We start from the raw sequence: 23,999 nt of genomic DNA on the forward strand, positions 1-23,999 counted from the left end.
CGTTTACGCGGCGCGCTCTTTTTCTTGTCAACACCACTACTACCCGGTGCGGCAATACCACGGAAGCGTCGTACCGGCGTGCTGCGCGCCTGATCGATAAGTTGATATAGCGTCCCCACCAACGGCTGCATGAAATCCTGATATCGACACTGCTTTTCGCTGATTTGGGTCAGGATCGATTCCCAGTGCGCGGTCATATCCGGGCGCGTCGCCATTTCAGGCAGCGAATGAAACAGCGCTTTTCCGGCATCGGTAGAATGGATATAGCGCCCCTTCTTCACCAGGAAACCACGCTTAAACAGCAGCTCGATAATCCCGGCGCGCGTCGCTTCCGTTCCCAGTCCGTCCGTTGCGCGCAGGATCTTTTTCAGATCTTTATCCTGCACAAAGCGCGCGATTCCGGTCATCGCTGACAGCAGCGTGGCATCGGTAAAGTGCCGCGGAGGCTGAGTCTGTCGTTCAACCACTTCGCCTTTTTCGCACAGCAGCTCGTCGTCTTTTGCCACCACCGGCAGCGGCGTCCCGTCGTTATCTTCGTCGCGCTCTTTGTTGCCAAGCAGCGTACGCCATCCGGCCTCTGCCAGAAAACGGGCTTTGGCGACAAACTTACCTTTCGCGATATCCAGCTCAATAACGCACTTCCTGAATACCGCATCCGCGCAAAACTGCATCAGATATTGACGGGCAATCAGGTTGTATATCTTCGCTTCATTATCGTTCAGGTTGATGGACGAACTGCGCGCTGTTGGAATGATGGCGTGGTGCGCATCCACTTTTTTATCATCCCAACAGCGGTTTCGCGTATCGGGATTGACCGCCGGTTGCGGAAGCAGATCCGGCGCATGGACGCTAATCGCGTTCAGCACCGCGTGACGTCCGGCAAAGTGTTCTTCCGGCAGATAACGGCTATCCGAACGCGGATAGGTGATCAGTTTATGGGTTTCATACAGCTTCTGGCAGATATCCAGAACGTTTTGCGCACTTAAGCCAAAGCGTTTCGCCGCTTCAATCTGCAACGCCGACAGCGAAAACGGCAGCGGCGCGGATTCTGATTCCCGTTTATCGTTATAGCTGGTGACGATCGCCGGCTGACCGTTAATGCGATTTACCACGTGTTCAGCCAACGTGCGGTTTAGCAAGCGCCCTTCTTCATCCTGATACGGCTCACACGCTTCGCTCGGCTGCCAGATAGCGGTAAACCGCTCATCGGCGGGCGTCACGATATGCGCTTTCACCTCGAAGAAGTCTTTGGCAACGAAGTTTTCAATCTCTTCATCGCGGCGCACAACCAGTCCGAGCACCGGCGTTTGCACGCGCCCGACCGAAAGTACGCCCTGATAGCCCGCGTTACGCCCCAGAATGGTATAAGCGCGCGTCATGTTGATACCGTACAGCCAGTCCGCCCGCGCTCGCGCCAGTGCCGACACGCACAGGGGGATGAACTCACTGTTGGCGCGCAGACGCTCAATCGCCCGCTCGACGGCCTGCGGGTTGAGGTCGTTAATCAGGCAGCGTTGCACCTGCTGGCGCTTTTCAGGGGCCAGTTGCAGGTAATCCAGCACTTCATCCACCAGCAGTTGTCCTTCACGATCGGGGTCACCTGCGTGAATGACTTCACTGGCCTCATGCAAAAATCGCTTAATAACGTTGAGCTGTTTGGTCACCGAGGGACGCGGCTGCAGTTGCCACTTTTCCGGGACAATCGGCAGATCAACCAGACTCCAGCGAGCATAACGACTGTCGTAGGCATCTGGCTGCGCCTGCTCAAGCAGGTGACCAATACACCAGGTCACCACTTGCCCGTTTCCGCACTCGATAAAACCGTCACCTTTGCGATGCGGCTTCGGCAGCACATCGGCGATAGCGCGCGCCAGACTCGGTTTTTCGGCAATAAACAACCGCATCGAGTTAACGGATCTCAACCATGGCGCGACCGCCACGAGCTTCCACTAACTCACCAATCGCAGTGAGGTCGATGCCAAACTGCGCCGCTGCCGCTTTAACTTCGGCTTCAGCTTCCGGCGTTACCGCTAACAGCAGACCACCGGAAGTTTGCGGATCGCAGAGCAAATCGCGAACCGACTGCGGCATTTCACCCATCAGGTGTCCGTAGCTGGCAAAGTTACGCTGGGTACCGCCCGGCACCGCGCCCTGCGCGATGTATTCTTCAACACCTGGCAGCTTAGGAATAGCCTGGTAGACGATCTGCGCCTGAACGCCGGCCCCCTGACACATCTCGCTCAGATGCCCCAGCAGCCCAAAACCGGTAACGTCGGTCATGGCTTTCACGCCGTCGATATCGGCAAATGCCGCCCCGGCAATGTTCATCCGGCACATTACTTCCGTCGCCAGCCCTTTGTGCTCGTCCTTCAGCAGCGATTTTTTCTCTGCGGTGGTCAGGACACCAATACCCAGAGGCTTGGTCAAAAACAGCTTGCATCCCGCCTCGGCGGTGCTGTTTTTCTTCACGCGTTCAGTTGGAACAACGCCGGTTACCGCAAGACCAAAGATAGGCTCAGGGGCATCGATAGAGTGCCCCCCCGCCAGCGCGATACCCGCCTGACGGCAGGCAAAGCGTCCGCCTTCGGTTACTTCGCGGGCGATTTCCGGCGCCAGCTTATCAAGCGGCCAGCCCAGGATAGCAATTGCCATAATCGGTTTGCCGCCCATGGCGAAAATATCGCTGATGGCGTTGGTGGCGGCGATGCGGCCAAAATCAAACGGATTATCGACAATCGGCATAAAGAAATCGGTGGTGCTGATTACGCTAGTGCCGTTCCCCAGATCGTATACAGCCGCGTCGTCGCGGGTTTCATTACCCACCAGTAAGTTTGGATCAACAAACTTCGCCTGCTCACTGTGCAGGATGGTTTCCAGCACTTTTGGGGAAATTTTACAACCGCAACCGGCTCCGTGGCTGTATTGCGTTAAACGAATAGCTTGCTCGCTCATGGACATCTCCTGTCATTGCAATCCGGATATGGTAGCGCTCATTCCATGATGTGGTAAGAGTGACTGTCTGAATTCGGGTGCCTTTGCTCATAATCCAGACAGTTTTGCCGTTGATATCAGAAATAACGGACGAATGCGCTCGGATCGGCAAGGGTAATCGTCGTGGATGCTTTCAACTGTGGTGTGCCCAGATAGAGAAAACCGACGATTTTATCTTGTGGGCGACAGTCAAACGCTTCGCGGACGACCTCACTTTCGGTTAATGCGCCACTGCGCCAGATACCGCCAAAGCCCTGGGCAATCGCAGCCATCTGCATGGCCATCACCGCACAACCGGCAGACATTTCCTGTTCCCATAGCGGAACCTTGTCGTTTGCTTCACATTTCGCCACCACGGTAATAATCAGCGGCGCGCGAAACGGCGCGCTGCGCGCTTTTTCCTGGGCCTTCTCATCGCTGCCAGATGCAATAGCGCCTTTTTCAAGCACGGCGGCAAAGCGTTCACGCCCTTCGCCCTCAATGACAAAGAATTGCCACGGTTGCAGCGTTTTGTGGTCCGGCGCGCGCATTCCCGCACGCAGAATATTTTGCAGTTGTTCTCCTGCCGGGGCCGGTTCGACGAGACGAGAGGCGCTACGACGGGTCATAAGTAATTCGAGTGCATCCATTTGCTTAACTCCAACAATGAAATTTGTTCACAAAATTAACACGTGAGCGGATTTTGTTACAGCACAGGCGGTGATTCCTGCTGACAAGTGCCTGTCGGGTCATTACGATAGCCTCATCTTATCGCCTTTCTCCGGGATTTCGGGGTGGCGTGTTGTTAATTGGTAGGGAGAATACATGCGAACCCTGTGGCGATTTATTGCCGGATTTTTTAAATGGACATGGCGATTACTCAATTTCGTCCGTGAATTTGTGCTTAACCTGTTCTTCATCTTTTTGGTGTTGGTTGGCGTGGGCATCTGGATGCAGGTCAGCAGCAGCAACACCAGCGAACACGCTGAGCGAGGCGCGCTGCTGCTGGATATCTCCGGGGTGATTGTCGATAAGCCTTCGAGCACCAGTCGTTTAAGCGTTATTGGCCGTCAGCTGTTTGGCGCCAGTTCCGATCGTCTGCAGGAAAACTCCCTTTTCGATATCGTGAATACGATTCGCCAGGCAAAAGATGATCGCAACATCACCGGCATCGTGATGGATCTGAAAAATTTTGCCGGGGCAGACCAGCCTTCCATGCAGTATATCGGCAAAGCACTGCGGGAATTCCGCGACAGCGGTAAACCGGTCTTTGCCGTGGGCGATAACTTCAGCCAGGGGCAGTATTACCTCGCCAGTTTTGCTAATAAAATTTACCTCTCTCCGCAGGGTTCCGTTGATCTGCACGGCTTTGCCACCAACGGTCTGTACTACAAGTCCCTGCTCGATAAGCTGAAAGTTTCCACGCACGTATTCCGCGTCGGGACCTATAAGTCTGCCGTAGAACCGTTTATCCGCGATGATATGTCTCCTGCCGCGCGTGAAGCCGACAGTCGCTGGATCGGCGAGCTGTGGCAGAACTATCTCGACACGGTCGCCGCCAACCGCCAGATCCCAGCTCAGCAGGTGTTCCCTGGCGCACAGGCGATGCTGGACGGTTTGACGAAGGTCGATGGAGATACGGCGAAATATGCGCTCGACAACAAACTGGTGGATGCACTCGCCTCCAGCGCCGAAGTCGAAAAAATGCTGACCAAACAGTTTGGCTGGAGCAAAGCGGATAAAAACTATCGCGCCGTCAGCTATTACGATTATTCGCTGAAAACACCGGCGGATACCGGAGACAGCATTGGCGTTATCTTTGCGAACGGCGCGATTATGGACGGTGAAGAAACCCCAGGAAATGTGGGGGGCGACACCACTGCCGCACAAATCCGCGAAGCGCGTCTCGATCCGAAAGTGAAAGCTATTGTTCTGCGCGTGAACAGTCCTGGCGGCAGCGTCAGCGCCTCGGAAGTCATTCGTGCTGAGCTGGCTGCAGCAAAAGCGGCGGGTAAACCGGTTGTCGTGTCCATGGGCGGCATGGCGGCCTCCGGTGGCTACTGGATCTCCACCCCAGCCAGTTACATTGTGGCAAACCCCAGCACGTTAACCGGTTCAATCGGGATCTTTGGTGTGATCAACACCGTAGAAAACAGTCTGGATTCCATTGGTGTACATACCGATGGCGTGGCCACTTCCCCGCTGGCGGATATCTCCATCACCAAAGCGTTACCGCCTGAAGTGCAGCAAATGATGCAATTGAGCATTGAAAATGGCTATAAGCGCTTTATCACGCTGGTCGCGGATGCACGTAAGACAACCCCTGAGCAGATTGACAAAATCGCGCAGGGTCACGTCTGGACCGGTCAGGATGCGAAAGCCAACGGACTGGTAGACAGCCTCGGTGATTTTGACGACGCCATCGCGAAAGCGGCTGAGCTTGCCAAGCTGAAACAGTGGCACATTGCGTATTATCAGGATGAACCGACATTCGTCGATATGGTAATGGACAGCATGTCAGGCTCCGTTCGCGCCATGCTGCCCGAAGCTATTCAGGCCATGCTCCCGGCGCCGCTTGCTTCTGCGGCCAGTGCAGTTAAAGCGGAAAGCGATAAGCTGGCCGCGTTTAACGATCCGCAAAACCGATATGCGTTTTGCCTGACCTGCGCCAACGTTCGCTAACAATTGCCCCCTCTTCGGGATGAAGAGGGGTTTTCATTGAGACAGAAGAAAAGTCATGCAAAAGAAATCGATTTACGTTGCCTATACCGGCGGTACCATTGGTATGCAGCGCTCAGAACAGGGTTATATTCCTGTTTCTGGTCATCTCCAGCGTCAACTGGCATTGATGCCTGAATTCCACCGCCCGGAGATGCCAGACTTCACCATCCACGAATACGTCCCGTTGATGGATTCCTCCGACATGACGCCGGAAGACTGGCAGCATATTGCGGAAGACATTAAAGCACACTACGACGATTACGATGGTTTTGTCATTCTGCACGGCACCGACACCATGGCGTTTACGGCTTCAGCGCTCTCTTTTATGTTGGAGAACCTGGGTAAACCGGTAATTGTGACAGGGTCACAAATTCCGCTGGCAGAGCTACGTTCAGACGGGCAAATCAACCTGCTCAATGCGCTGTACGTTGCGGCAAATTACCCGATCAATGAAGTAACCCTGTTTTTCAACAATCGACTGTTTCGCGGCAACCGTACCACTAAAGCGCACGCCGATGGCTTTGACGCCTTTGCCTCACCCAACCTTGCGCCGCTACTGGAAGCCGGGATCCACATCCGTCGACTGGGAACACCGCCAGCACCGCACGGCGCAGGTGAACTGATTGTTCATCCTATTACTCCACAACCGATTGGCGTAGTCACCATTTACCCAGGTATCTCCGCTGATGTGGTGCGTAACTTCCTGCGCCAGCCGGTGAAAGCGTTAATTTTGCGCTCCTACGGCGTGGGCAATGCACCGCAAAATAAAGAGTTTCTGCAAGAACTTGAAGATGCGAGCTCACGTGGCATTGTGGTGGTGAACCTGACCCAGTGTATGTCCGGCAAGGTAAACATGGGTGGCTATGCGACGGGTAATGCCCTCGCCCACGCTGGCGTGATTGGCGGCGCGGATATGACCGTCGAAGCCACGCTCACCAAATTGCATTATTTACTCAGTCAGGGACTGGATGTGCAGAGCATTCGTGAAGCTATGACGCAAAATCTGCGCGGCGAGCTCACCCCGGACGAATAAAGGAGTCTATGCCCATGGCCCGAGCCTTACTGTTGGTCGATTTACAAAATGACTTTTGTGCCGGCGGCGCTCTCGCTGTTCCACAAGGCGATAGCACAATCGAGATTGCCAACCGTCTGATTGACTGGTGCGCCCTACGCGGCGACACGGTTGTTGCCAGTCTGGACTGGCATCCGGCTAATCACGGTAGTTTTGCCAGCCAGCATCAGGTCGCCCCCTACAGTCAGGGACAACTGGATGGTCTGGCGCAAACGTTCTGGCCCGATCATTGCGTGCAAAACAGCGAAGGGGCGGCCCTGCATCCGCTGCTGAACCAGCGTGCAATAGCGAAAACCTTCACCAAGGGCGAGAACCCGCTGGTCGACAGTTACAGTGCGTTTTTTGATAACGGTCGTCGTCAGGCAACCGCGCTGAACGCCTGGCTGCTCGAACACCGTATTGCTGAGCTTATTATCATGGGTCTGGCTAGCGACTATTGCGTTAAATTCACCGTTCTGGATGCGCTCGATCTTGGTTATACCGTCAGCGTTATTACCGACGGCTGCCGTGGCGTCAATATTCAACCCCAGGACAGTGCAGAGGCGTTTATGGAAATGGCCGCAGCGGGCGCAACGCTGTATACGCTTGATGACTGGCTGGAAACCCAGCGCTAATACTTTAAAACGCCTTATCCGGCCTATTGAATTTGCGCATGTATGCAAATCTGTAGGCCAGAAAAAGGACTTGCGTCAACACTCAGTAATGTTTGCCCCAACCGATACAACCTACCAGAAATGGTTTGCCGCTTCGCCAACATGACGTGAACACCTTCGCATTTTTCCTGTTATGAAACTGTTAACCTGCAGGTGCTGTTTTTTTCGCCACGCCATTTCCGTGGCGTGTTTGCTTGTTTAAATGTCAAAGAGGAACACCGATGAAACTATTGCCTTTGTTGGCAGCATTACCCCTGCTTTGCGCCAGCGTTGTTTCCGCCAGTTCACTGATGTCAGTTGGCTACTTCAATGGTGGCGGCGACGTCACTGCCGGTCCTGGTGGTGACATCAATAAACTGGATGTTCGTCAGATAACCCATCTCAACTATTCGTTTGGCCTTGTCTACAACAACGAAAAAGACGAGACCAATGACGCCTTAAAAGACGCCAGCAAGCTGCATCAGATTTGGCTTTCACCGAAAGTGCAGGATGATTTACTGAAAATTCCACAGCTGCGTAAACAAAATCCGAACCTGAAAGTATTGCTTTCCGTCGGTGGTTGGGGGGCACGTGGATTCTCTGGTGCGGCAGCAACGAAAGAATCGCGGGCGGTGTTTATTCAGTCTGCTCAGGAGATAATTGCGAAATATGGCCTTGATGGCATCGACCTCGACTGGGAATATCCGGTCAACGGTGCCTGGGGACTGGTCGAAAGTCAACCGGCCGACCGAGCTAACTTTACCGCGCTGTTAAAAGAGCTCCGCGCCGCATTGGGGCATAAAAAACTACTGACTATCGCCGTGGGCGCAAATGCGGAAAGCCCGAAAAGCTGGGTGGATGTGAAAGCCATTGCGCCATCGCTCGACTACATAAACCTGATGACCTATGACATGGCTTACGGTACGCAGTATTTCAACTCGAACCTGTACGATTCGACACAATGGCCGACAGTCGCCGCGGCGGATAAGTACAGCGCTGATTTTGTGGTCAACAACTATCTTGCTGCCGGTCTAAAAGCGAGTCAGATGAACCTGGGCATTGGTTTTTATGGTCGCGTACCGAAACGCGCTGTTGAGCCAGGCATTGACTGGAGCAAACCTGACGCACAGAAAAATCCTGTTACCCAGCCCTATTTCGAGCCCGCGCAAATTGAATTGTTCAAATCACTGGGCGTCGATCTGAGCAAAGATACCTATGTGAAGTACAACGATATCGTGGCGAAATTGATCAACGATCCGCAAAAGCGCTTTAGCCAGCATTGGGATGATGAAGCAAAAGTGCCGTGGCTGTCAGTGCAGTCTGTGGAGGGAAAAGCGCTCTTTGCCCTCTCCTATGAAAACCCGCGCTCGGTAGCGATCAAGGCTGACTACATCAAGAGCAAGGGGCTGGGAGGCGCCATGTTCTGGGAATACGGTGCGGATGACCAAAACCAGTTGGCTAAGCAGTTAGCCGATTCGTTAGGCATCAAACACTGATCCCAACGCCTGACACAATAGGTTATGATTATCGCATTCTGCTGCGCCAGCTTTTGGCGCAGCTTTTCATTTTCTACTGGAGGCATGAGCTTTATGGCTTTTATCCCTAAAAATTACGCCCGTCTGGAAGTCGGTTACCGGGAAAAGGCGCTTAAACTCTTCCCCTGGGTCTGCGGACGTTGTTCCCGTGAGTTCGTGTATTCAAATTTGCGCGAATTGACGGTACACCATATCGATCACGATCACTCCAATAACCCGGAAGATGGTAGCAACTGGGAAATGTTGTGCCTGTACTGCCACGATCACGAACACTCCAAATATACGGAAGCGGACCAGTATGGTTCAACGGTGGTTGCAGGCGAAGATGCGCAGAAAGCGGTGGGCGAAGCGAAATATAATCCGTTCGCCGATCTGAAGGCGATGATGAACAAGAAATAATTTCAACTGCGGGCCCGACATAGATGTTTGCCGGGCCTGAGTAATCAGGATTTAAACGTCGCAATGGGTTCGGGCGTAATACCAAACTCCACTTTCAACTGCTGCTTACTCTTCATCACCATCTCACCGTTGGTATCAATCGTCATATGCTGCGCGTTAATATTGTTTCGCGCCTGCCATAACATCACCAGCTGTAAGCAGTTCTCTTTTTGTTCTGCCGTTAGCGCCACGCCATCCGGCCATTTTCCGAGTTCAACGGCAGTTGATAAGCGCTGATAAACTTCCGGCGTCATGCTGTTGATCATCTCATCAAGATTCATGTTAAATCCACTCTCCGTAGAATAATTTGCTGAATCGTTTCTTCAGCCTTTGGTCTGCTCACCGTTTTCACCATCGGTGAAGTTCAAAGAGGCTGAGTTAACGCAGTAACGTTCACCGGTAGGTTGCGGACCATCCGGGAAGACATGCCCCAGGTGCGCATCACAGTTACCACAGCGGATTTCAATGCGCTGCATACCGTGTGAAGTATCTTTAATGTAACGGATAGCCTCTGCGCTGACAGGCTCGTAAAAGCTGGGCCAGCCGCAGCCAGAGTCATATTTTGTCTCGGAACGAAATAGCGGTTTGTCACAGACCAAACAGTGGTAGATTCCGTCACGCTTGTTGTGCAGCAAACGCCCGGTAAATGGCGGTTCTGTCCCGTGATTCTGCGTCACATAGAACTGCATTTCGGTTAAATTTTTTTTTAGTTCTTCTGGAGAAGGTTGATTAGCCATTTGCTCACATCTCGCTTTATCTAAACTCACATCGCGAGACAGATTCTAACAAAACATTAACACCAGAGTGCGAACTTTTGTTCTAAACTTGATCCGTGCGAAATGGCAGCCTGCAATTCGTGATCACAATCACGTTTTTATCTTGATTGCCCTTTAAAATTCGGGCCGCCGACCCCATGTGGTTTCAAGCCCAAAGGAAGAGTGAGGCGAGTCAGTTGCGCAAAGCTTAAGCAGCAGATTGATTTGTCGCAATGATTGACACGATTCCGCTTGACGCTGCGTAAGGTTTTTGTAATTTTACAGGCAACCTTTTATTCACTAACAAATAGCTGGTGGAATATATGACTATCAAAGTAGGTATCAACGGTTTTGGCCGTATCGGTCGCATTGTTTTCCGTGCTGCTCAAGAACGCTCTGACATCGAGATCGTTGCAATCAACGACCTGTTAGACGCTGACTACATGGCTTACATGCTGAAATATGACTCCACTCACGGCCGTTTCAACGGTACCGTTGAAGTGAAAGACGGTCATCTGATCGTAAACGGTAAAAAAATCCGTGTTACCGCTGAACGTGATCCGGCTAACCTGAAATGGGACGAAGTTGGTGTTGACGTAGTAGCTGAAGCTACTGGCCTGTTCCTGACAGATGAAACCGCTCGTAAGCACATCACTGCTGGCGCGAAAAAAGTGGTTCTGACTGGTCCGTCCAAAGATAACACTCCGATGTTTGTTAAAGGCGCTAACTTTGACAAATACGAAGGTCAGGACATCGTTTCTAACGCTTCCTGCACCACTAACTGCCTGGCTCCGCTGGCTAAAGTTATCAACGACAACTTCGGCATCATCGAAGGTCTGATGACTACTGTTCACGCGACCACCGCTACTCAGAAAACCGTTGATGGCCCGTCTCACAAAGACTGGCGCGGCGGCCGCGGCGCATCCCAGAACATCATCCCGTCCTCTACCGGTGCTGCTAAAGCTGTAGGTAAAGTACTGCCAGAACTGAACGGCAAACTGACTGGTATGGCGTTCCGCGTTCCTACCCCGAACGTATCTGTTGTTGACCTGACCGTTCGTCTGGAAAAAGCTGCTTCTTACGAAGAAATTAAGAAAGCAATCAAAGCTGCTTCCGAAGGCCCAATGAAAGGCGTTCTGGGTTACACCGAAGACGACGTAGTATCTACCGATTTCAACGGTGAAGTTTGCACTTCCGTGTTCGATGCTAAAGCTGGTATCGCACTGAACGACAACTTCGTGAAACTGGTATCCTGGTACGACAACGAAACCGGCTACTCCAACAAAGTTCTGGACCTGATTGCTCACATCTCCAAATAAGTTGAGATGAAACAGTAATCTGTAAGAGCGACTCAGGTCGCTCTTTTTTTTGCCTGAAGATACCCGTCATACTTCAAGTTACCGGTGTGTTGGCAATGCTCTCTCACCCGAATCACTTACTTCTGTAAGCTAATCGGGATCGTTCACTTGCCGCCGTCCTGCAACTCGAATTATTTAGGGTAAAAAAAAGGATTGCATAATGATTAATAAAATTTTTGCACTTCCGGTAATCGAACAAATTACCCCGGTCCTCTCCCGCCGCCAGCTTGATGAACTTGAGATTCTTGTGGTCGATCATCCACAGGTTAAAGCAACTTTCGCACTGCAGGGCGCACATCTTCTTTCCTGGAAACCCAACGGCGAAGAGGAAGTCCTGTGGCTAAGTAACAATACCCCGTTTAAAACCGGCGTAGCGCTGCGTGGCGGCGTACCAATTTGCTGGCCGTGGTTTGGTCCGGCTGCTCAGCAGGGCCTGCCTTCTCATGGTTTTGCCCGCAACCTGCCATGGACGCTGAAAGCGCACAACGAAGACGACAATGGCGTGGTGCTGACGTTTGAATTGCAAAGCAACGCTGAAACGCGTCAGCTATGGCCGCACGAATTCTGCCTGCTGGCCCGTTTCAAAGTAGGTGCCACCTGTGAAATGGAACTGGAAGCCCACGGTGAATTTGAAACCACCTCTGCGCTGCATACCTATTTCAACGTCGGTGACATTGCGGCAGTAAAAGTCAGTGGACTTGGCGATCGCCTGATCGACAAAGTGAATGATGCTAAAGAAGATGTGCTGACTGATGGTATCCAGACCTTCCCGGACCGCACCGATCGTGTCTATCTGAATCCGCAAGCGTGCAGCGTTATCCATGATGATGCGCTCAACCGCAATATCGACGTCGTCCATCACCACCATCTGAATGTCGTGGGCTGGAACCCGGGTCCGGCGCTGTCCGTTAGCATGGGCGACATGCCGGATGACGGGTATAAAACGTTTGTTTGCGTAGAGACGGCTTACGCAACCGCGCCGCAGAAAACCCGCGAAGAAAAACCATCACGCCTGGCACAAACTATCCGCGTTGCTAAACGCTAAAATTGTGTCTGTAGCCTGACGGAACTTGCGCCTTATCCGGCCTACCAAACATTGCGTTGGCCGGATAAGAAGCGTGAGCATCGCCATTCGGCAAATCAGGCCATATCCAGCGCCGTTTTACCCTTTGGCGCTGGATATGCCTTATCTAACTGCTTCAGCTCATCAACTGAGAGCGTTATCTCCAGCGCGGCGGCATTTTGTTCGACATGCGCTATGCTTGCCGCTTTTGGAATCGCCATCACGCCCGGCAGACGGATCACCCATGCCAGCAAAATCTGCGCAGCACTAACATTGTGCGCGTGCGCGATGTCGTTCACCACAGAGTGAGAAAGCAAGTCACCGCGCAATCGCCCCGCCTGAGCCAGCGGACTGTAAGCCATGACCGGCATCTGCTGCTGCTGGCACCACGGCAGTAAATCATATTCAATACCGCGCGATGCTAAATGATAAAGCACCTGGTTAGTGGCACATTCCCGCCCACCTGTGACTTGCCATAACGCCTGCATGTCATCGTAATCGAGATTAGAGACGCCCCAGCGGCGGATTTTCCCCTGCGCAATGAGTGCTTCCATGGCATCCACGGTCTCAGCAAATGAAAAACTGCCCGTCCAGTGGAGCAAATAGAGATCCAGATAATCGGTTTTTAGTCGACGCAGGCTCGCCTCACAGGCGGCAATGGCTTTCTGACCACCGGCATTCCAGGGGTATACTTTCGAGACTAAAAAAGCGCTATCACGACACCCGATTAATGCTTCACCCACTACCTCTTCCGCTGCACCATCTGCATACATTTCGGCGGTATCGATCAACCGCAGACCGAGATCCAGACCAGCCCGCAGCGCTGAAACCTCTTCCCGGCGTCGGCCAGGATCCTCGCCCATGTACCATGTTCCCTGCCCAATAGCAGGCAGCGATACCTGCTTTGTAAACATCACCTGTTTCGCTGTCATCGCGCCCTCCTGTGTTAATGCACCACAGTAAAGCAAAACAACTGGCATGTGTCCTGTTAGGGTGCACAAATTGCACCTTCTAAGATTGGAAGTTGACCGCTATGGCAACGGCAATAAAAAACCCGGGAACAAACAATGCTCCCGGGCCGAATGACAGAAAATCTTAACTGCACTGCGGTTATTTTAAGCGACCTAAATATTTCCCCTCTTTCATCGCGTTAATTTTCCCGTTTTTATAGACAATGACGGAAATCAAGCCCGCGCTATAAGACTGAGAGTCTGCATTGTTCTCATCATTTGCCGCAGCTTTGCCATTAATATAAGCAATACCATCAGCGCCACGTTTAAAGTCTACGCCCAGTTTATTCACATGCACGGGTGTGATTTTACTGGCGTGCACCGGAGCATTAGCATCGCTGACCATCGTTTTATGTTCATGCTGTAACTGCTGACGGTAAGCCTCGCTGATGGCATAGGCTGGTGCAGCCGCAGATGTTGCGACCAGTGCAGCGATAATTATTAATTTCTTCATAAGTTACACCTTAATAATTATTGTGTTTGTGGTGATGACTGGAATTAGTATCATTTGAGTTATATACGTTTTGCGCGTTCTCCATAGCTTGTTTTTCAGCTACGGCATTGATTGTCGCCTGACGGTTTTGCTCAGCGATATAGCAGGCATCGCGGCTCACGCCCTTGCTTTCGCAAGCACTCATGCGTGAAGCCTCGGTGGAACATCCCGTCAGAATCCCACCCATCACTGCTATCATGATTAACTTTTTCATTATCTCTACCAGGTTTATTCGCAAGAAAACCACATGACATTTAATATCTGAGCCATGCAGCGTTACTGTCTTTACTTATTAAGTTGGAGTAATATCTGCAATCGCTTATTTAATGTCAATTTTAATTTTTTCAGATAAATACCTAAAAGATGTAAAATAAAAATTAAATTAATGATTTTATTTTTTTCAAATGAAAGTTAACTTTCATCGTCTCACAAAAATAATAAAATAGTTATCTTGCTATTTTTAGTGGCGAGAGTTTCACGATAAAATTATACCGTGATTATAAAATAGAATATTATCAATATATTGCGAAACCAGAAATCACTCTCCCAGAACAATAATTCGTGAAACTGTACAGATACTCTTCCATTCACAAACGAATAGATTTCAGTCTCATCAAACAACAGGTTTAATTTTGGTAATTGCGGCAGGAAAAATACGTTAACTATTTGTTGCGGCCGATGTAATGCCAAAACAGCACAAAAAATCAAATCACATGTTTTGGATCAATATTCATCTCTGATATGCACAAAAAAGCCCGCATCTCTGCGGGCGAGTGTTTGACACACAGTGGTATCAGAACTTGTAGGTAACACCCGTTGAAATCAGACCCGTCCAGGATTTGTCCACCATCGGGCTGTCTGTCACTTCATCAGACAGGCGGGTATAACGCGCAGTACCGTATACGCTCCAGTTGCCCAGGAAGTTATAGTTTGCGCTGAGCTCCAGATACGGGTTCCAGGAGCTTTCAGGATCGTAGCTACGCAAGCCGCTACGGGCAGATTCATGGCGTGAAACACCATAATAGTATTCATTCTGGTTTTCACTGTTCCACTCGACACCAATCCCCGGAGTCAACGTCAGACCGCCATTGGTATAGCGGTATAACCACGCCAGATCCCATACAATACCATTGCTGTTATCCAGCGTATCGCCTGCAAGGCTGGTACGCAGGAAACCGTATTGCGTGTTGTGAATGTAAGAAAGGCCAGCCATCATGGTGCTCTTACGTTTATCCAGACTACGCAGACGGTTGTCGTCGCTGTCACCCGGTTTGAAGTACATTGGCGACCAATAGGCCATCACCGACAGCTTATCGGTATCGTCATTCCACAGGTAGTAACCACCGCCCAGACCACGGAACCAAAAGTTATCGCTTTCATAAGTCACAACCGGGACCGGGTAAACGTCACTATCGTAATCTTTGTAAGGGTGCTCAACCACACCAACGCCTGCGCCCAGCGTCAGGTTGCTCTCTGCCTGTGCGACGTTAGCGGAAGTGGCAATAAGCACGCTAAGTGCCAGAAGTTTGAGTTTGGTCACAGTCAATAATTCCTTATTTAAATGTGTAGCGGTCAAAGTTTAACCGTCAATACGCTTCAGCCCAACTATTTTACGGATTCGCCCCAGAATGTAACCCCCTAATTTCTCAGCGAGTGATGACATTTTGCTTGCAGGACAGTGAACACCGCATGAATCCTGCCCCATAGATTTACAAAAGATATGCTTTTTTTGCTGATGAGTTATTGATATGCCATTGAAATTCATTTGCGCACACAGGCAAGTTTTGCAAATGCCATCTACGCTTAATTTTAGAAGGTGTATCACCGAATACGTTGATCTCCTGACCACCACAATGGCATGAGAGTTGCTTATTTCTTCAGCAGCGACGTCGTTCAGTTTACCTCTTCAGGGGCCTCTACTATTCATATGAACGGCTCTTAACATGTGCTAAAAAAACGAAAGGACGGCATACCATGAATATATTCGATCACTATCGCCAGCGTTATGAAGCTGCCAAGGACGAAGAGTTCACGCTGCAGGAGTTTCTTACCACTTGTCGGCAAGATCGCAGCGCTTATGCCAATGCGGCAGAGCGGCTATTAATGGCTATTGGTGAGCCTGTCATGGTCGACACTGCCCACGAACCTCGTCTTTCTCGACTCTTTTCGAATCGGGTGATTGCACGATACCCCGCTTTTGAAGAGTTTTATGGCATGGAAGAGGCCATTGAGCAGATTGTTTCTTATTTGAAGCATGCGGCTCAGGGTCTGGAAGAGAAGAAGCAGATTCTGTATCTGCTGGGGCCTGTGGGAGGGGGGAAATCATCTCTTGCTGAGCGGCTGAAGTCGCTGATGCAGCGAGTACCGATTTATGTCCTGAGCGCCAACGGCGAGCGTAGCCCGGTAAACGATCATCCGTTATGCCTGTTTAACCCACAGGAAGACGCGCAGATCCTGGAAAAAGAGTATGGGATCCCACGTCGTTATCTCGGTACGATCATGTCGCCCTGGGCTGCAAAACGTCTGCATGATTTTGGCGGGGACATTACAAAATTCCGCGTTGTCAAAGTCTGGCCGTCTATTCTGGAGCAGATCGCTATCGCCAAAACGGAGCCTGGTGATGAAAACAACCAGGATATCTCTGCGCTGGTCGGGAAAGTGGATATTCGTAAACTCGAACACCACGCCCAGAACGATCCTGATGCCTACGGTTATTCGGGCGCACTGTGCCGCTCAAACCAGGGGATTATGGAGTTCGTTGAGATGTTTAAAGCACCAATTAAAGTGCTGCATCCTCTGCTGACCGCAACCCAGGAAGGAAACTACAACGGGACAGAAGGTATCTCTGCCCTGCCGTTTAACGGAATTATTCTTGCCCACTCGAACGAGTCCGAATGGGTGACGTTCCGTAATAATAAAAACAATGAGGCGTTCCTTGACCGTGTTTACATCGTCAAAGTGCCTTATTGCCTGCGGATCTCCGAAGAGATCAAAATTTACGAAAAACTGCTTAACCACAGTGAGCTGACCCATGCGCCTTGCGCACCGGGCACGCTGGAAACGCTCTCTCGCTTTACCATTCTTTCTCGCCTGAAAGAGCCTGAGAACTCGAGCATTTACTCGAAGATGCGTGTTTACGATGGGGAAAGCCTGAAAGATACCGATCCAAAAGCGAAGTCCTATCAAGAGTATCGGGATTACGCCGGGGTCGATGAGGGAATGAACGGTCTTTCCACGCGTTTCGCGTTTAAGATCCTCTCACGCGTCTTTAACTTTGACCACGCCGAAGTGGCAGCTAACCCGGTGCATCTGTTCTACGTACTGGAGCAGCAAATCGAGCGCGAACAGTTCCCGCAGGAGCTGGCAGAACGTTACCTTGAGTTCCTGAAAGGCTATCTGATCCCGAAATATGCTGAGTTCATCGGCAAAGAGATCCAAACGGCTTATCTCGAATCCTATTCCGAATATGGACAAAACATTTTCGACCGTTATGTCACTTATGCGGATTTCTGGATTCAGGATCAGGAGTATCGCGACCCGGATACCGGTCAGCTGTTTGACCGCGAGTCGTTGAACTCAGAACTGGAGAAAATTGAGAAACCGGCGGGTATCAGTAACCCCAAAGATTTCCGTAACGAGATCGTCAACTTTGTTCTGCGTGCCAGAGCGAATAACAGCGGTCGCAATCCAAACTGGACCAGTTACGAAAAACTGCGCACGGTCATTGAGAAGAAAATGTTCTCCAATACCGAGGAGTTGCTGCCGGTCATTTCGTTCAACGCCAAAACCTCAACTGACGAGCAGAAAAAACACGACGATTTTGTCGACCGGATGATGGAAAAAGGCTACACGCGTAAGCAGGTACGTTTACTGTGCGAATGGTATTTGCGCGTACGTAAATCGTCTTAAAATAAGTGCCCGGAGGCGCGTACGCTTGCCGGGCCTACAATACACATCCGTAGGCCGGATATGCTCAGCGCATCCGGCGTTACTGATGTAGCATAAAGTTGGCAAATGCAGTACGGGGGGCTTATGACCTGGTTTATTGACCGGCGTCTTAACGGCAAAAACAAGAGCACGGTAAACCGCCAGCGCTTCTTACGCCGTTATAAATCGCAAATTAAACAGTCGATCTCCGAGGCCATTAACAAGCGTTCGGTGACTGATGTGGATAGCGGCGAATCTGTCTCTATTCCGACTGATGATATTAGCGAACCGATGTTCCATCAGGGGCGTGGCGGCTTGCGCCATCGCGTGCATCCGGGTAACGACCATTTTGTGCAGAACGACCGCATTGAACGCCCACAGGGCGGCGGCGGTGGTTCAGGAAGCGGACAAGGCCAGGCCAGCCAAGATGGCGAGGGTCAGGATGAGTTCGTCTTCCAGATCTCTAAAGATGAATATCTCGATCTGTTGTTCGAAGATTTAGCACTTCCTAACCTGAAGCAGAATCAGCAGCGTCAGTTAACGGAGTACAAAACGCACCGGGCAGGTTTCACCTCTAACGGCGTGCCTGCCAACATCAGCGTGGTGCGCTCCCTGCAAAACTCACTGGCGCGCCGCACAGCGATGACGGCTGGTAAGCGTCGCGAATTGCATGCGCTCGAAGCGGATCTGGAAACCATCGAAAAAAGTGAACCAGCGCAGTTGCTGGAAGAGGAACGGTTACGCAAAGAGATTGCCGAACTACGGGCAAAAATCGAACGCGTGCCGTTTATCGACACCTTTGATTTACGCTACAAGAATTATGAAAAACGGCCCGATCCTTCCAGCCAGGCAGTGATGTTCTGTCTGATGGACGTCTCCGGTTCAATGGATCAGTCGACCAAAGATATGGCCAAGCGTTTTTATATCTTGCTGTATCTGTTCTTGAGTCGGACCTACAAAAACGTGGAAGTGGTTTATATTCGCCACCATACCCAGGCGAAAGAGGTGGATGAGCACGAGTTCTTCTACTCTCAGGAAACCGGGGGAACCATTGTCTCCAGCGCGCTGAAGTTAATGGATGAAGTGGTAAAAGACCGTTACGACCCGGCCCAGTGGAACATCTATGCCGCACAGGCCTCGGACGGTGATAACTGGGCGGATGATTCCCCGTTGTGTCATGAGATTCTGGCGAAAAAACTGCTGCCGATGGTGCGATATTATAGCTATATCGAAATCACCCGCCGCGCGCACCAGACCTTGTGGCGTGAATACGAACATCTGCAATCAACGTTTGAAAACTTTGCGATGCAGCATATCCGCGACCAGGATGACATTTATCCGGTCTTTCGCGAACTGTTTCATAAGCAAAGTACAACCAGCAATAGCTAACCACATACATAAATCAGCCAGAGGTTATCTCCTCTGGTTGATTTTTATGACCTCGCGTTTCGACCACATGTTATGTCATTTAGCATTTTGTCTCAGGCTAGCCACTTCAACTTCGAGCGCGGAAATATCGCCAGAAGACAACAGCGGTTGCATTTTCACGAGCGACTCTTCCGGAAGTTGATACAAATTAAGGGCCAGTATTCGTTCAATATCCCCCACCGGCAGGCGATATTTTATTATTTTTGCCGGATTGCCGCCGACTACCGCATACGGTGGCACATCTTTAGTCACCACCGCACCTGCTGCGACAACAGCGCCTTCCCCGAGCGTAACGCCTGGCATGATCATGGCGCGCATGCCTAACCAGCAACCATCATGCAACACCGTGTCACCCCGAAACTCGTAGGCATCTTTGATCGACGCCATAAAGGGATAAAGACTGATCCAGTCAAGCCGGTGCGTACTATTTCCCCCCATCAGAATAACGCTCTCAGCGCCAATGCAGACGAAATTCCCAATAATCAACTTATCCAAATGCCCAAGCGGTTCCCAGTCCCGGCTGATCTCATCACCGAGTAAATACCGCACCACCGAACGTTCGAATCCATGATCCCAGCAGTCACTGTAATAGCTATGCGTACCCTTAATAACTATATTAGGGTTGGTCACTGTCTGATGAAGGTACTCCATTCTCGACCAGTGTTTTTCTGACACTTCGCCATCCTTTTATCATTGTGTTTTAAAACACCCTACATCCTTTCCACCAGCGGATAGAAGTCTTTATTTTCTTTTTGCATACGCTCATACACTTTGCGTAGAATATTGTTGGCATCACGTCTGAATGCCTCATCATTACCTTTTAATTTACTGGCAATATTCCAGCGCCGGGAAAAAACTTCATATTCGCTGACGATATCCGTCATTTCACGTTGAAATTTTGAGCTAACCTGTCTGAGCGTACTATTTCCATCCTGCTCAATATGTGGATAAAGGAACTGATCTTCAGCAAACAAATGTGTTTTTATAATGGCACTCATGCTAACGATCGCAGTTGCAATTTCCTGGGCATTGGATGATACGCCTGCATGGCTCAACGTACGTAGAAATGATATTTTCTCCAGAATTTCAACATGCTGATTTTTCATTTTATCAATATTCATCCGTTTATCCTTTTTATTTTCCCTTCACGGAGCAGCAGGCAATGTAGTTTAGCTGGTGACGTTGCGAACGGAAGAAGCGAAACATTTTCAGGAACCGGCGACGATTTTCGCGTGTGCGTAAGCCGTTAAACACAATTTTAACCGCCCCAGTCAGCCCTTCATCACGAATTAATCCTCGCGGCGACATCAGCGACATATCGCCATTCTGCTGCAAGGACTGTGCAAACCCACCGTTCAGAAATAAATCGCGCCAGCCTTGTCTGGTCATCGGGCTAACGTTTGATTTCACTACCTCTACAAGCTGGCCCTGCTCGCCCGCACCCAGTTTTTGTGCGGTGAACATAATGTCGTGAGTTAACAGACGCCCGCCGGGCTTCAATACGCGATAATATTCGGCAATTAACTTCGCCTTCGCTTTATCGGCATACATTGTCAGCATGGCTTCGTTGATCACAACGTCGAAACTGTTATCCGCAAATGGAAGGGTGTTAGCGTTAGCTGCCATAACGTGAATGTGATTTTCCAGACCATTTGCCGCCACGTTATTTCTGGCGTTTGCCAGTGCGGTTTTATCCATATCAATGGCGTATACCGTACAACCAAAACGTTGAACTAACTCTATCGCCGTCGTGGCCATGTTACACGCCACTTCCAGCACCTGGCTGTCGGGCGTCAGCTGTGACTGGCTGAACAACCACTCTGTTGCTTCAACGCCCCCCGGACGCAGACGGGTTTTGCCCAGACTGGCTAAGAACGTATGGCCCGCTTTATCAGTCGCGCTCATCTGCTTGTCTCCTTTCTTATAAGTTGCATTATAAATACAACAATAAGAGTTAAAGGTGAAGCACGCGAATGATTTTTATTACAAAATGCCCTTCCCAGTAGCGTTAGAGCGGATGTATGCCGTGTGATAGACTGAAGTATCAGACTTACAGGGCTGTACATCATTATGCAATTGCATCATAAAGCGCTCAGGCTCTTTATCTCCGTCAGCGTAGTTGTTTTGACATTTTCTTTTTTGGTTTATGAGCTCATTGCCAGCGATAAAGCAATGAATGCGTACATGCGCTATATCAATGAGAAAGCCGACTCATCGTTTCTCTATGATAAGTATACTAATCAAAGTATTGCAGCCCATCTGATGCGCACATTTTCATCCCCCCAGGTACCCGCTTCTATCGAGCAACAAAAAGCACTTTGCAACGCTTTCGACAGCGTTAACGGCACTCATGGGCTCAACCTCACCCAGCATAACTACCTGCCATTACACGGTACGTTGCAAACCCCCACTACAAAATGTAGCGAGAAACTTGAAGACATATTTCTACTGCCCTCTTTTGACCGGGCGGTAAACGTTAATCGTGAACAGAAAGATTACGGTCATGGTTTAGGTATGCAGGAGTATAAATTTCGATATTACGTCGATCTCAAAAATAACTACGTCTATTTCTTTGATCTGGTCGACTCGCGGAAATTTGCGATACACAACTGGTCGTTTTTGCAAAAAGGAAACCTGGGTATCAACCAGAATGATATTGACGGTATTTTCACTGGCCGCACGGTAATCTCCCGTATTTATGAAGATAACCTGACCGAGAAAAAAGTGATGAGCTTTTTAACACCGGTCTACTATGCCGGTAAGTTAAAAGGCGTGGTGATGGTGGATATTAACAAAGAGAATTTAAAGAATATTTTCTATACCAGCGACCGCCCTCTCGTCTGGCGCTATCTTAACGTGACGCTTTCGGACATCAACTCAGGTAAAGAGATACTCGTTCACCAAAGTGAGAACAACCTGTTTAGCTATGTTCACTACCAGGAGGACATGCCCGGCGGTATACGCATCACCTTATCGCTTGATTTTATGTACTTTATTGTCTCCTCCTGGAAAGTATTCGCCTTCTATCTGCTGGCGACAATACTGTTGCTGAATATGGTCAGAACGCATTTTCGGCTGTATCACAACGTCACGCGTGAAAATATTAGTGACGCAATGACCGGGCTCTACAACCGCAAAATTTTAACGCCGACGCTCGAACAGCGTTTACAGCAGTTAGTAAACGCGGGAACCCTCGTGACCTTTATCGCCATTGATTGCGATAAACTAAAAGTCATTAATGATACGCTGGGGCATAAGGAAGGCGATCGCATTATCACCATTCTGGCTAGAGCCATTCAAACCTCGATTCGCAAAAACGACTATGCCATCCGCCTCGGTGGGGATGAGTTTTGCATTATCCTCATTGATTACCCCGCTGAATTAACGCCTCGTCTGCTGGAGAGGATTCGCTATAACTTACAAATTATTGCGCAAGATAGAGCAATCAGCTTCTCCGCAGGGATTTATAATATGCAGCCAAACGACACCATTGATGATGCCTACAAAGCATCCGATGCACAGCTCTACCTGAGCAAACAGAAAAAACGCGCGGATGCGTAATCATTTTTCTGACAGGATTTTCATTGTTGTACCAGGAGTAAGTCATGACGGAAGTGAACAAAGGTAACGCAACGCATCAGCGTTTAATTTCGCTGTTGTCAGAACAAGGCGCGACGTATCGCGTGGTAAGCCATGAAGCGGTCGGCAAATGTGAAGCGGTTTCTGAAATTCGCGGTACCGCACTGGGCCAGGGAGCAAAAGCGCTGGTTTGTAAGGTCAAAGGCAACGGCGTTAATCAGCATGTCCTGGCGATTCTTTCTGCCGACCAGCAGGCCGACCTGAGCCTGTTAGCCAGTCATATCGGCGGGTTAAGAGCATCACTTGCCAGCCCGGCGGAAGTCGATGCACTGACAGGTTGCGTATTTGGCGCTATCCCACCGTTTAGCTTCCATCCAAAACTTAAGCTGGTCGCCGATCCGCTATTGTTTGAGCGTTTTAATGAAATTGCGTTCAATGCCGGAGTGCTGGAAAAATCCGTGATCATGGATACCGCAGATTACCTACGTATCGCGAAACCGGAATTACTCCCGTTCCGCCGCGTACAATAGCCGCCCGAGTCAGGTGTAAAAGCGTAGCATCGTGCATTAGCCCAAAAAAAATCATAATCATTAAAAAAAGCCTGTTCCGTCACGCGTTTACGCGTACAGTAAGCAGGCTTATTTTTTCTTTTGGCAAGGAAACTACGATGTTTGATGTCACTCTGCTGATCCTGCTCGGACTGGCAGCTCTGGGCTTTGTCAGCCACAACACCACTGTCGCTGTTTCAATTCTGGTGCTGATCATTGTTCGTGTTACCCCTCTGAATACTTTCTTTCCATGGATAGAAAAACAGGGCCTGACCGTCGGGATTATAATTCTAACCATTGGCGTCATGGCGCCGATCGCCAGCGGAACGCTCCCCCCCTCCACGCTCATCCACTCCTTTGTGAACTGGAAATCACTGGTCGCTATTGCCATCGGGGTATTCGTCTCCTGGCTTGGCGGGCGCGGTGTCACGCTCATGGGTAGCCAGCCTCAGCTTGTGGGCGGTTTACTG

General features: G+C 50.3%; 24 protein-coding genes. 12 read left to right on the plus strand and 12 right to left on the minus strand.

Features of this window, described 5'->3' with window-relative positions; genetic code table 11:
- The 3 genes from FDW87_RS14870 to FDW87_RS14880 all read right to left on the minus strand — a co-directional run.
- Positions 1–1,904, minus strand: a 1,904-nt coding sequence (locus FDW87_RS14870; protein ID WP_137379931.1) for a DNA topoisomerase III, incomplete at its 3' end; no start/stop codon positions are given.
- A 4-nt stretch (positions 1,905–1,908) separates the two neighbouring features.
- On the minus strand, positions 1,909–2,952 hold the full coding sequence (gene selD / locus FDW87_RS14875) for a selenide, water dikinase SelD (RefSeq protein WP_016152831.1): 1,044 nt from the start codon (positions 2,950–2,952) through the stop codon (positions 1,909–1,911).
- A gap of 116 nt (positions 2,953–3,068) precedes the next feature.
- On the minus strand, positions 3,069–3,620 hold the full coding sequence (locus FDW87_RS14880; protein ID WP_016152830.1) for an NAD(P)H nitroreductase: 552 nt from the start codon (positions 3,618–3,620) through the stop codon (positions 3,069–3,071).
- A 175-nt stretch (positions 3,621–3,795) separates the two neighbouring features.
- Here FDW87_RS14880 and sppA point away from each other — a divergent pair, with 175 nt between their 5' ends.
- From sppA to yajD, 5 genes are all read left to right on the plus strand, one after another.
- A complete protein-coding gene (sppA, locus tag FDW87_RS14885) occupies positions 3,796–5,652 on the plus strand; it encodes a signal peptide peptidase SppA (RefSeq protein ID WP_016156312.1) in 1,857 nt (618 codons plus the stop codon).
- A gap of 55 nt (positions 5,653–5,707) precedes the next feature.
- Positions 5,708–6,724, plus strand: coding sequence for an asparaginase (ansA, locus tag FDW87_RS14890; RefSeq protein ID WP_016156311.1), 1,017 nt, complete (start codon positions 5,708–5,710; stop codon positions 6,722–6,724).
- 14 nt (positions 6,725–6,738) lie between these two features.
- Positions 6,739–7,377, plus strand: a complete 639-nt coding sequence (pncA, locus tag FDW87_RS14895) for a bifunctional nicotinamidase/pyrazinamidase (RefSeq protein WP_016152827.1) — start codon at positions 6,739–6,741, stop codon at positions 7,375–7,377.
- A gap of 260 nt (positions 7,378–7,637) precedes the next feature.
- Positions 7,638–8,891 (plus strand): glycoside hydrolase family 18 protein, encoded by a 1,254-nt coding sequence (locus FDW87_RS14900; protein ID WP_049271252.1) that lies wholly within the window; start codon positions 7,638–7,640, stop codon positions 8,889–8,891.
- 93 nt (positions 8,892–8,984) lie between these two features.
- Positions 8,985–9,329: an HNH nuclease YajD gene (gene yajD / locus FDW87_RS14905; RefSeq protein ID WP_003832478.1), complete on the plus strand. Its 345-nt coding sequence runs from the start codon at positions 8,985–8,987 to the stop codon at positions 9,327–9,329.
- A gap of 44 nt (positions 9,330–9,373) precedes the next feature.
- On the opposite strand, the gene FDW87_RS14910 is transcribed toward yajD, so the two are convergent.
- Positions 9,374–9,649, minus strand: coding sequence for a YeaC family protein (locus FDW87_RS14910; RefSeq protein ID WP_049271249.1), 276 nt, complete (start codon positions 9,647–9,649; stop codon positions 9,374–9,376).
- A 42-nt stretch (positions 9,650–9,691) separates the two neighbouring features.
- Complete coding sequence (gene msrB / locus FDW87_RS14915) at positions 9,692–10,105, minus strand: peptide-methionine (R)-S-oxide reductase MsrB (RefSeq protein WP_016152816.1); 414 nt, start codon at positions 10,103–10,105, stop codon at positions 9,692–9,694.
- Positions 10,106–10,446: 341 nt separating this feature from the next.
- Here msrB and gapA point away from each other — a divergent pair, with 341 nt between their 5' ends.
- Both gapA and FDW87_RS14925 read left to right on the plus strand, forming a co-directional pair.
- Positions 10,447–11,442: a glyceraldehyde-3-phosphate dehydrogenase gene (gene gapA, locus FDW87_RS14920; protein WP_003030697.1), complete on the plus strand. Its 996-nt coding sequence runs from the start codon at positions 10,447–10,449 to the stop codon at positions 11,440–11,442.
- A 199-nt stretch (positions 11,443–11,641) separates the two neighbouring features.
- Positions 11,642–12,526, plus strand: a complete 885-nt coding sequence (locus tag FDW87_RS14925; RefSeq protein WP_049271246.1) for a D-hexose-6-phosphate mutarotase — start codon at positions 11,642–11,644, stop codon at positions 12,524–12,526.
- 95 nt (positions 12,527–12,621) lie between these two features.
- On the opposite strand, the gene FDW87_RS14930 is transcribed toward FDW87_RS14925, so the two are convergent.
- The 4 genes from FDW87_RS14930 to FDW87_RS14945 form a co-directional block, all read right to left on the minus strand.
- The gene (locus tag FDW87_RS14930; protein WP_019076612.1) at positions 12,622–13,476 is read right to left on the minus strand and encodes an aldo/keto reductase; all 855 of its coding nucleotides are present in this window, start codon (positions 13,474–13,476) and stop codon (positions 12,622–12,624) included.
- A 178-nt stretch (positions 13,477–13,654) separates the two neighbouring features.
- A complete protein-coding gene (locus FDW87_RS14935; protein ID WP_019076611.1) occupies positions 13,655–14,008 on the minus strand; it encodes a hypothetical protein in 354 nt (117 codons plus the stop codon).
- 10 nt (positions 14,009–14,018) lie between these two features.
- A complete protein-coding gene (locus tag FDW87_RS14940; RefSeq protein WP_019076610.1) occupies positions 14,019–14,261 on the minus strand; it encodes a hypothetical protein in 243 nt (80 codons plus the stop codon).
- A 579-nt stretch (positions 14,262–14,840) separates the two neighbouring features.
- Entirely contained in the window at positions 14,841–15,587 is a 747-nt protein-coding gene (locus FDW87_RS14945) for a MipA/OmpV family protein (protein ID WP_016152811.1), read from the minus strand.
- A 434-nt stretch (positions 15,588–16,021) separates the two neighbouring features.
- Between FDW87_RS14945 and yeaG the strand changes: the two genes are divergently transcribed.
- Both yeaG and FDW87_RS14955 read left to right on the plus strand, forming a co-directional pair.
- Positions 16,022–17,956: a protein kinase YeaG gene (gene yeaG / locus FDW87_RS14950; protein WP_016152810.1), complete on the plus strand. Its 1,935-nt coding sequence runs from the start codon at positions 16,022–16,024 to the stop codon at positions 17,954–17,956.
- 123 nt (positions 17,957–18,079) lie between these two features.
- Entirely contained in the window at positions 18,080–19,363 is a 1,284-nt protein-coding gene (locus FDW87_RS14955; protein ID WP_047417919.1) for a YeaH/YhbH family protein, read from the plus strand.
- A gap of 75 nt (positions 19,364–19,438) precedes the next feature.
- Here the strand turns inward: FDW87_RS14955 and FDW87_RS14960 are convergent, their stop codons facing one another.
- The 3 genes from FDW87_RS14960 to FDW87_RS14970 are packed head-to-tail and all read right to left on the minus strand — an operon-like array spanning position 19,439 to position 21,307.
- A complete protein-coding gene (locus tag FDW87_RS14960; RefSeq protein WP_016156305.1) occupies positions 19,439–20,077 on the minus strand; it encodes a CatB-related O-acetyltransferase in 639 nt (212 codons plus the stop codon).
- 35 nt (positions 20,078–20,112) lie between these two features.
- A complete protein-coding gene (locus FDW87_RS14965; protein ID WP_075847297.1) occupies positions 20,113–20,523 on the minus strand; it encodes a hemerythrin domain-containing protein in 411 nt (136 codons plus the stop codon).
- Positions 20,524–20,536: 13 nt separating this feature from the next.
- Positions 20,537–21,307 carry a class I SAM-dependent methyltransferase gene (locus FDW87_RS14970; protein WP_137379893.1) on the minus strand — a complete coding sequence of 257 codons (771 nt, stop codon included), beginning with the start codon at positions 21,305–21,307 and terminating at the stop codon, positions 20,537–20,539.
- A gap of 165 nt (positions 21,308–21,472) precedes the next feature.
- On the opposite strand from FDW87_RS14970, the gene dgcJ reads away from it, so the two are divergent.
- The 3 genes from dgcJ to FDW87_RS14985 all read left to right on the plus strand — a co-directional run.
- Entirely contained in the window at positions 21,473–22,963 is a 1,491-nt protein-coding gene (dgcJ, locus tag FDW87_RS14975) for a diguanylate cyclase DgcJ (protein ID WP_019076607.1), read from the plus strand.
- 44 nt (positions 22,964–23,007) lie between these two features.
- Positions 23,008–23,511: a YbaK/prolyl-tRNA synthetase associated domain-containing protein gene (locus tag FDW87_RS14980; protein ID WP_049041633.1), complete on the plus strand. Its 504-nt coding sequence runs from the start codon at positions 23,008–23,010 to the stop codon at positions 23,509–23,511.
- A gap of 137 nt (positions 23,512–23,648) precedes the next feature.
- A partial coding sequence (locus FDW87_RS14985) for a DUF441 family protein (RefSeq protein ID WP_137379932.1) occupies positions 23,649–23,999 on the plus strand: 351 nt, incomplete at its 3' end.

Origin of the sequence: Citrobacter sp. wls826, assembly GCF_005281245.1 — a bacterium.
Lineage (GTDB): Bacteria > Pseudomonadota > Gammaproteobacteria > Enterobacterales > Enterobacteriaceae > Citrobacter > Citrobacter braakii.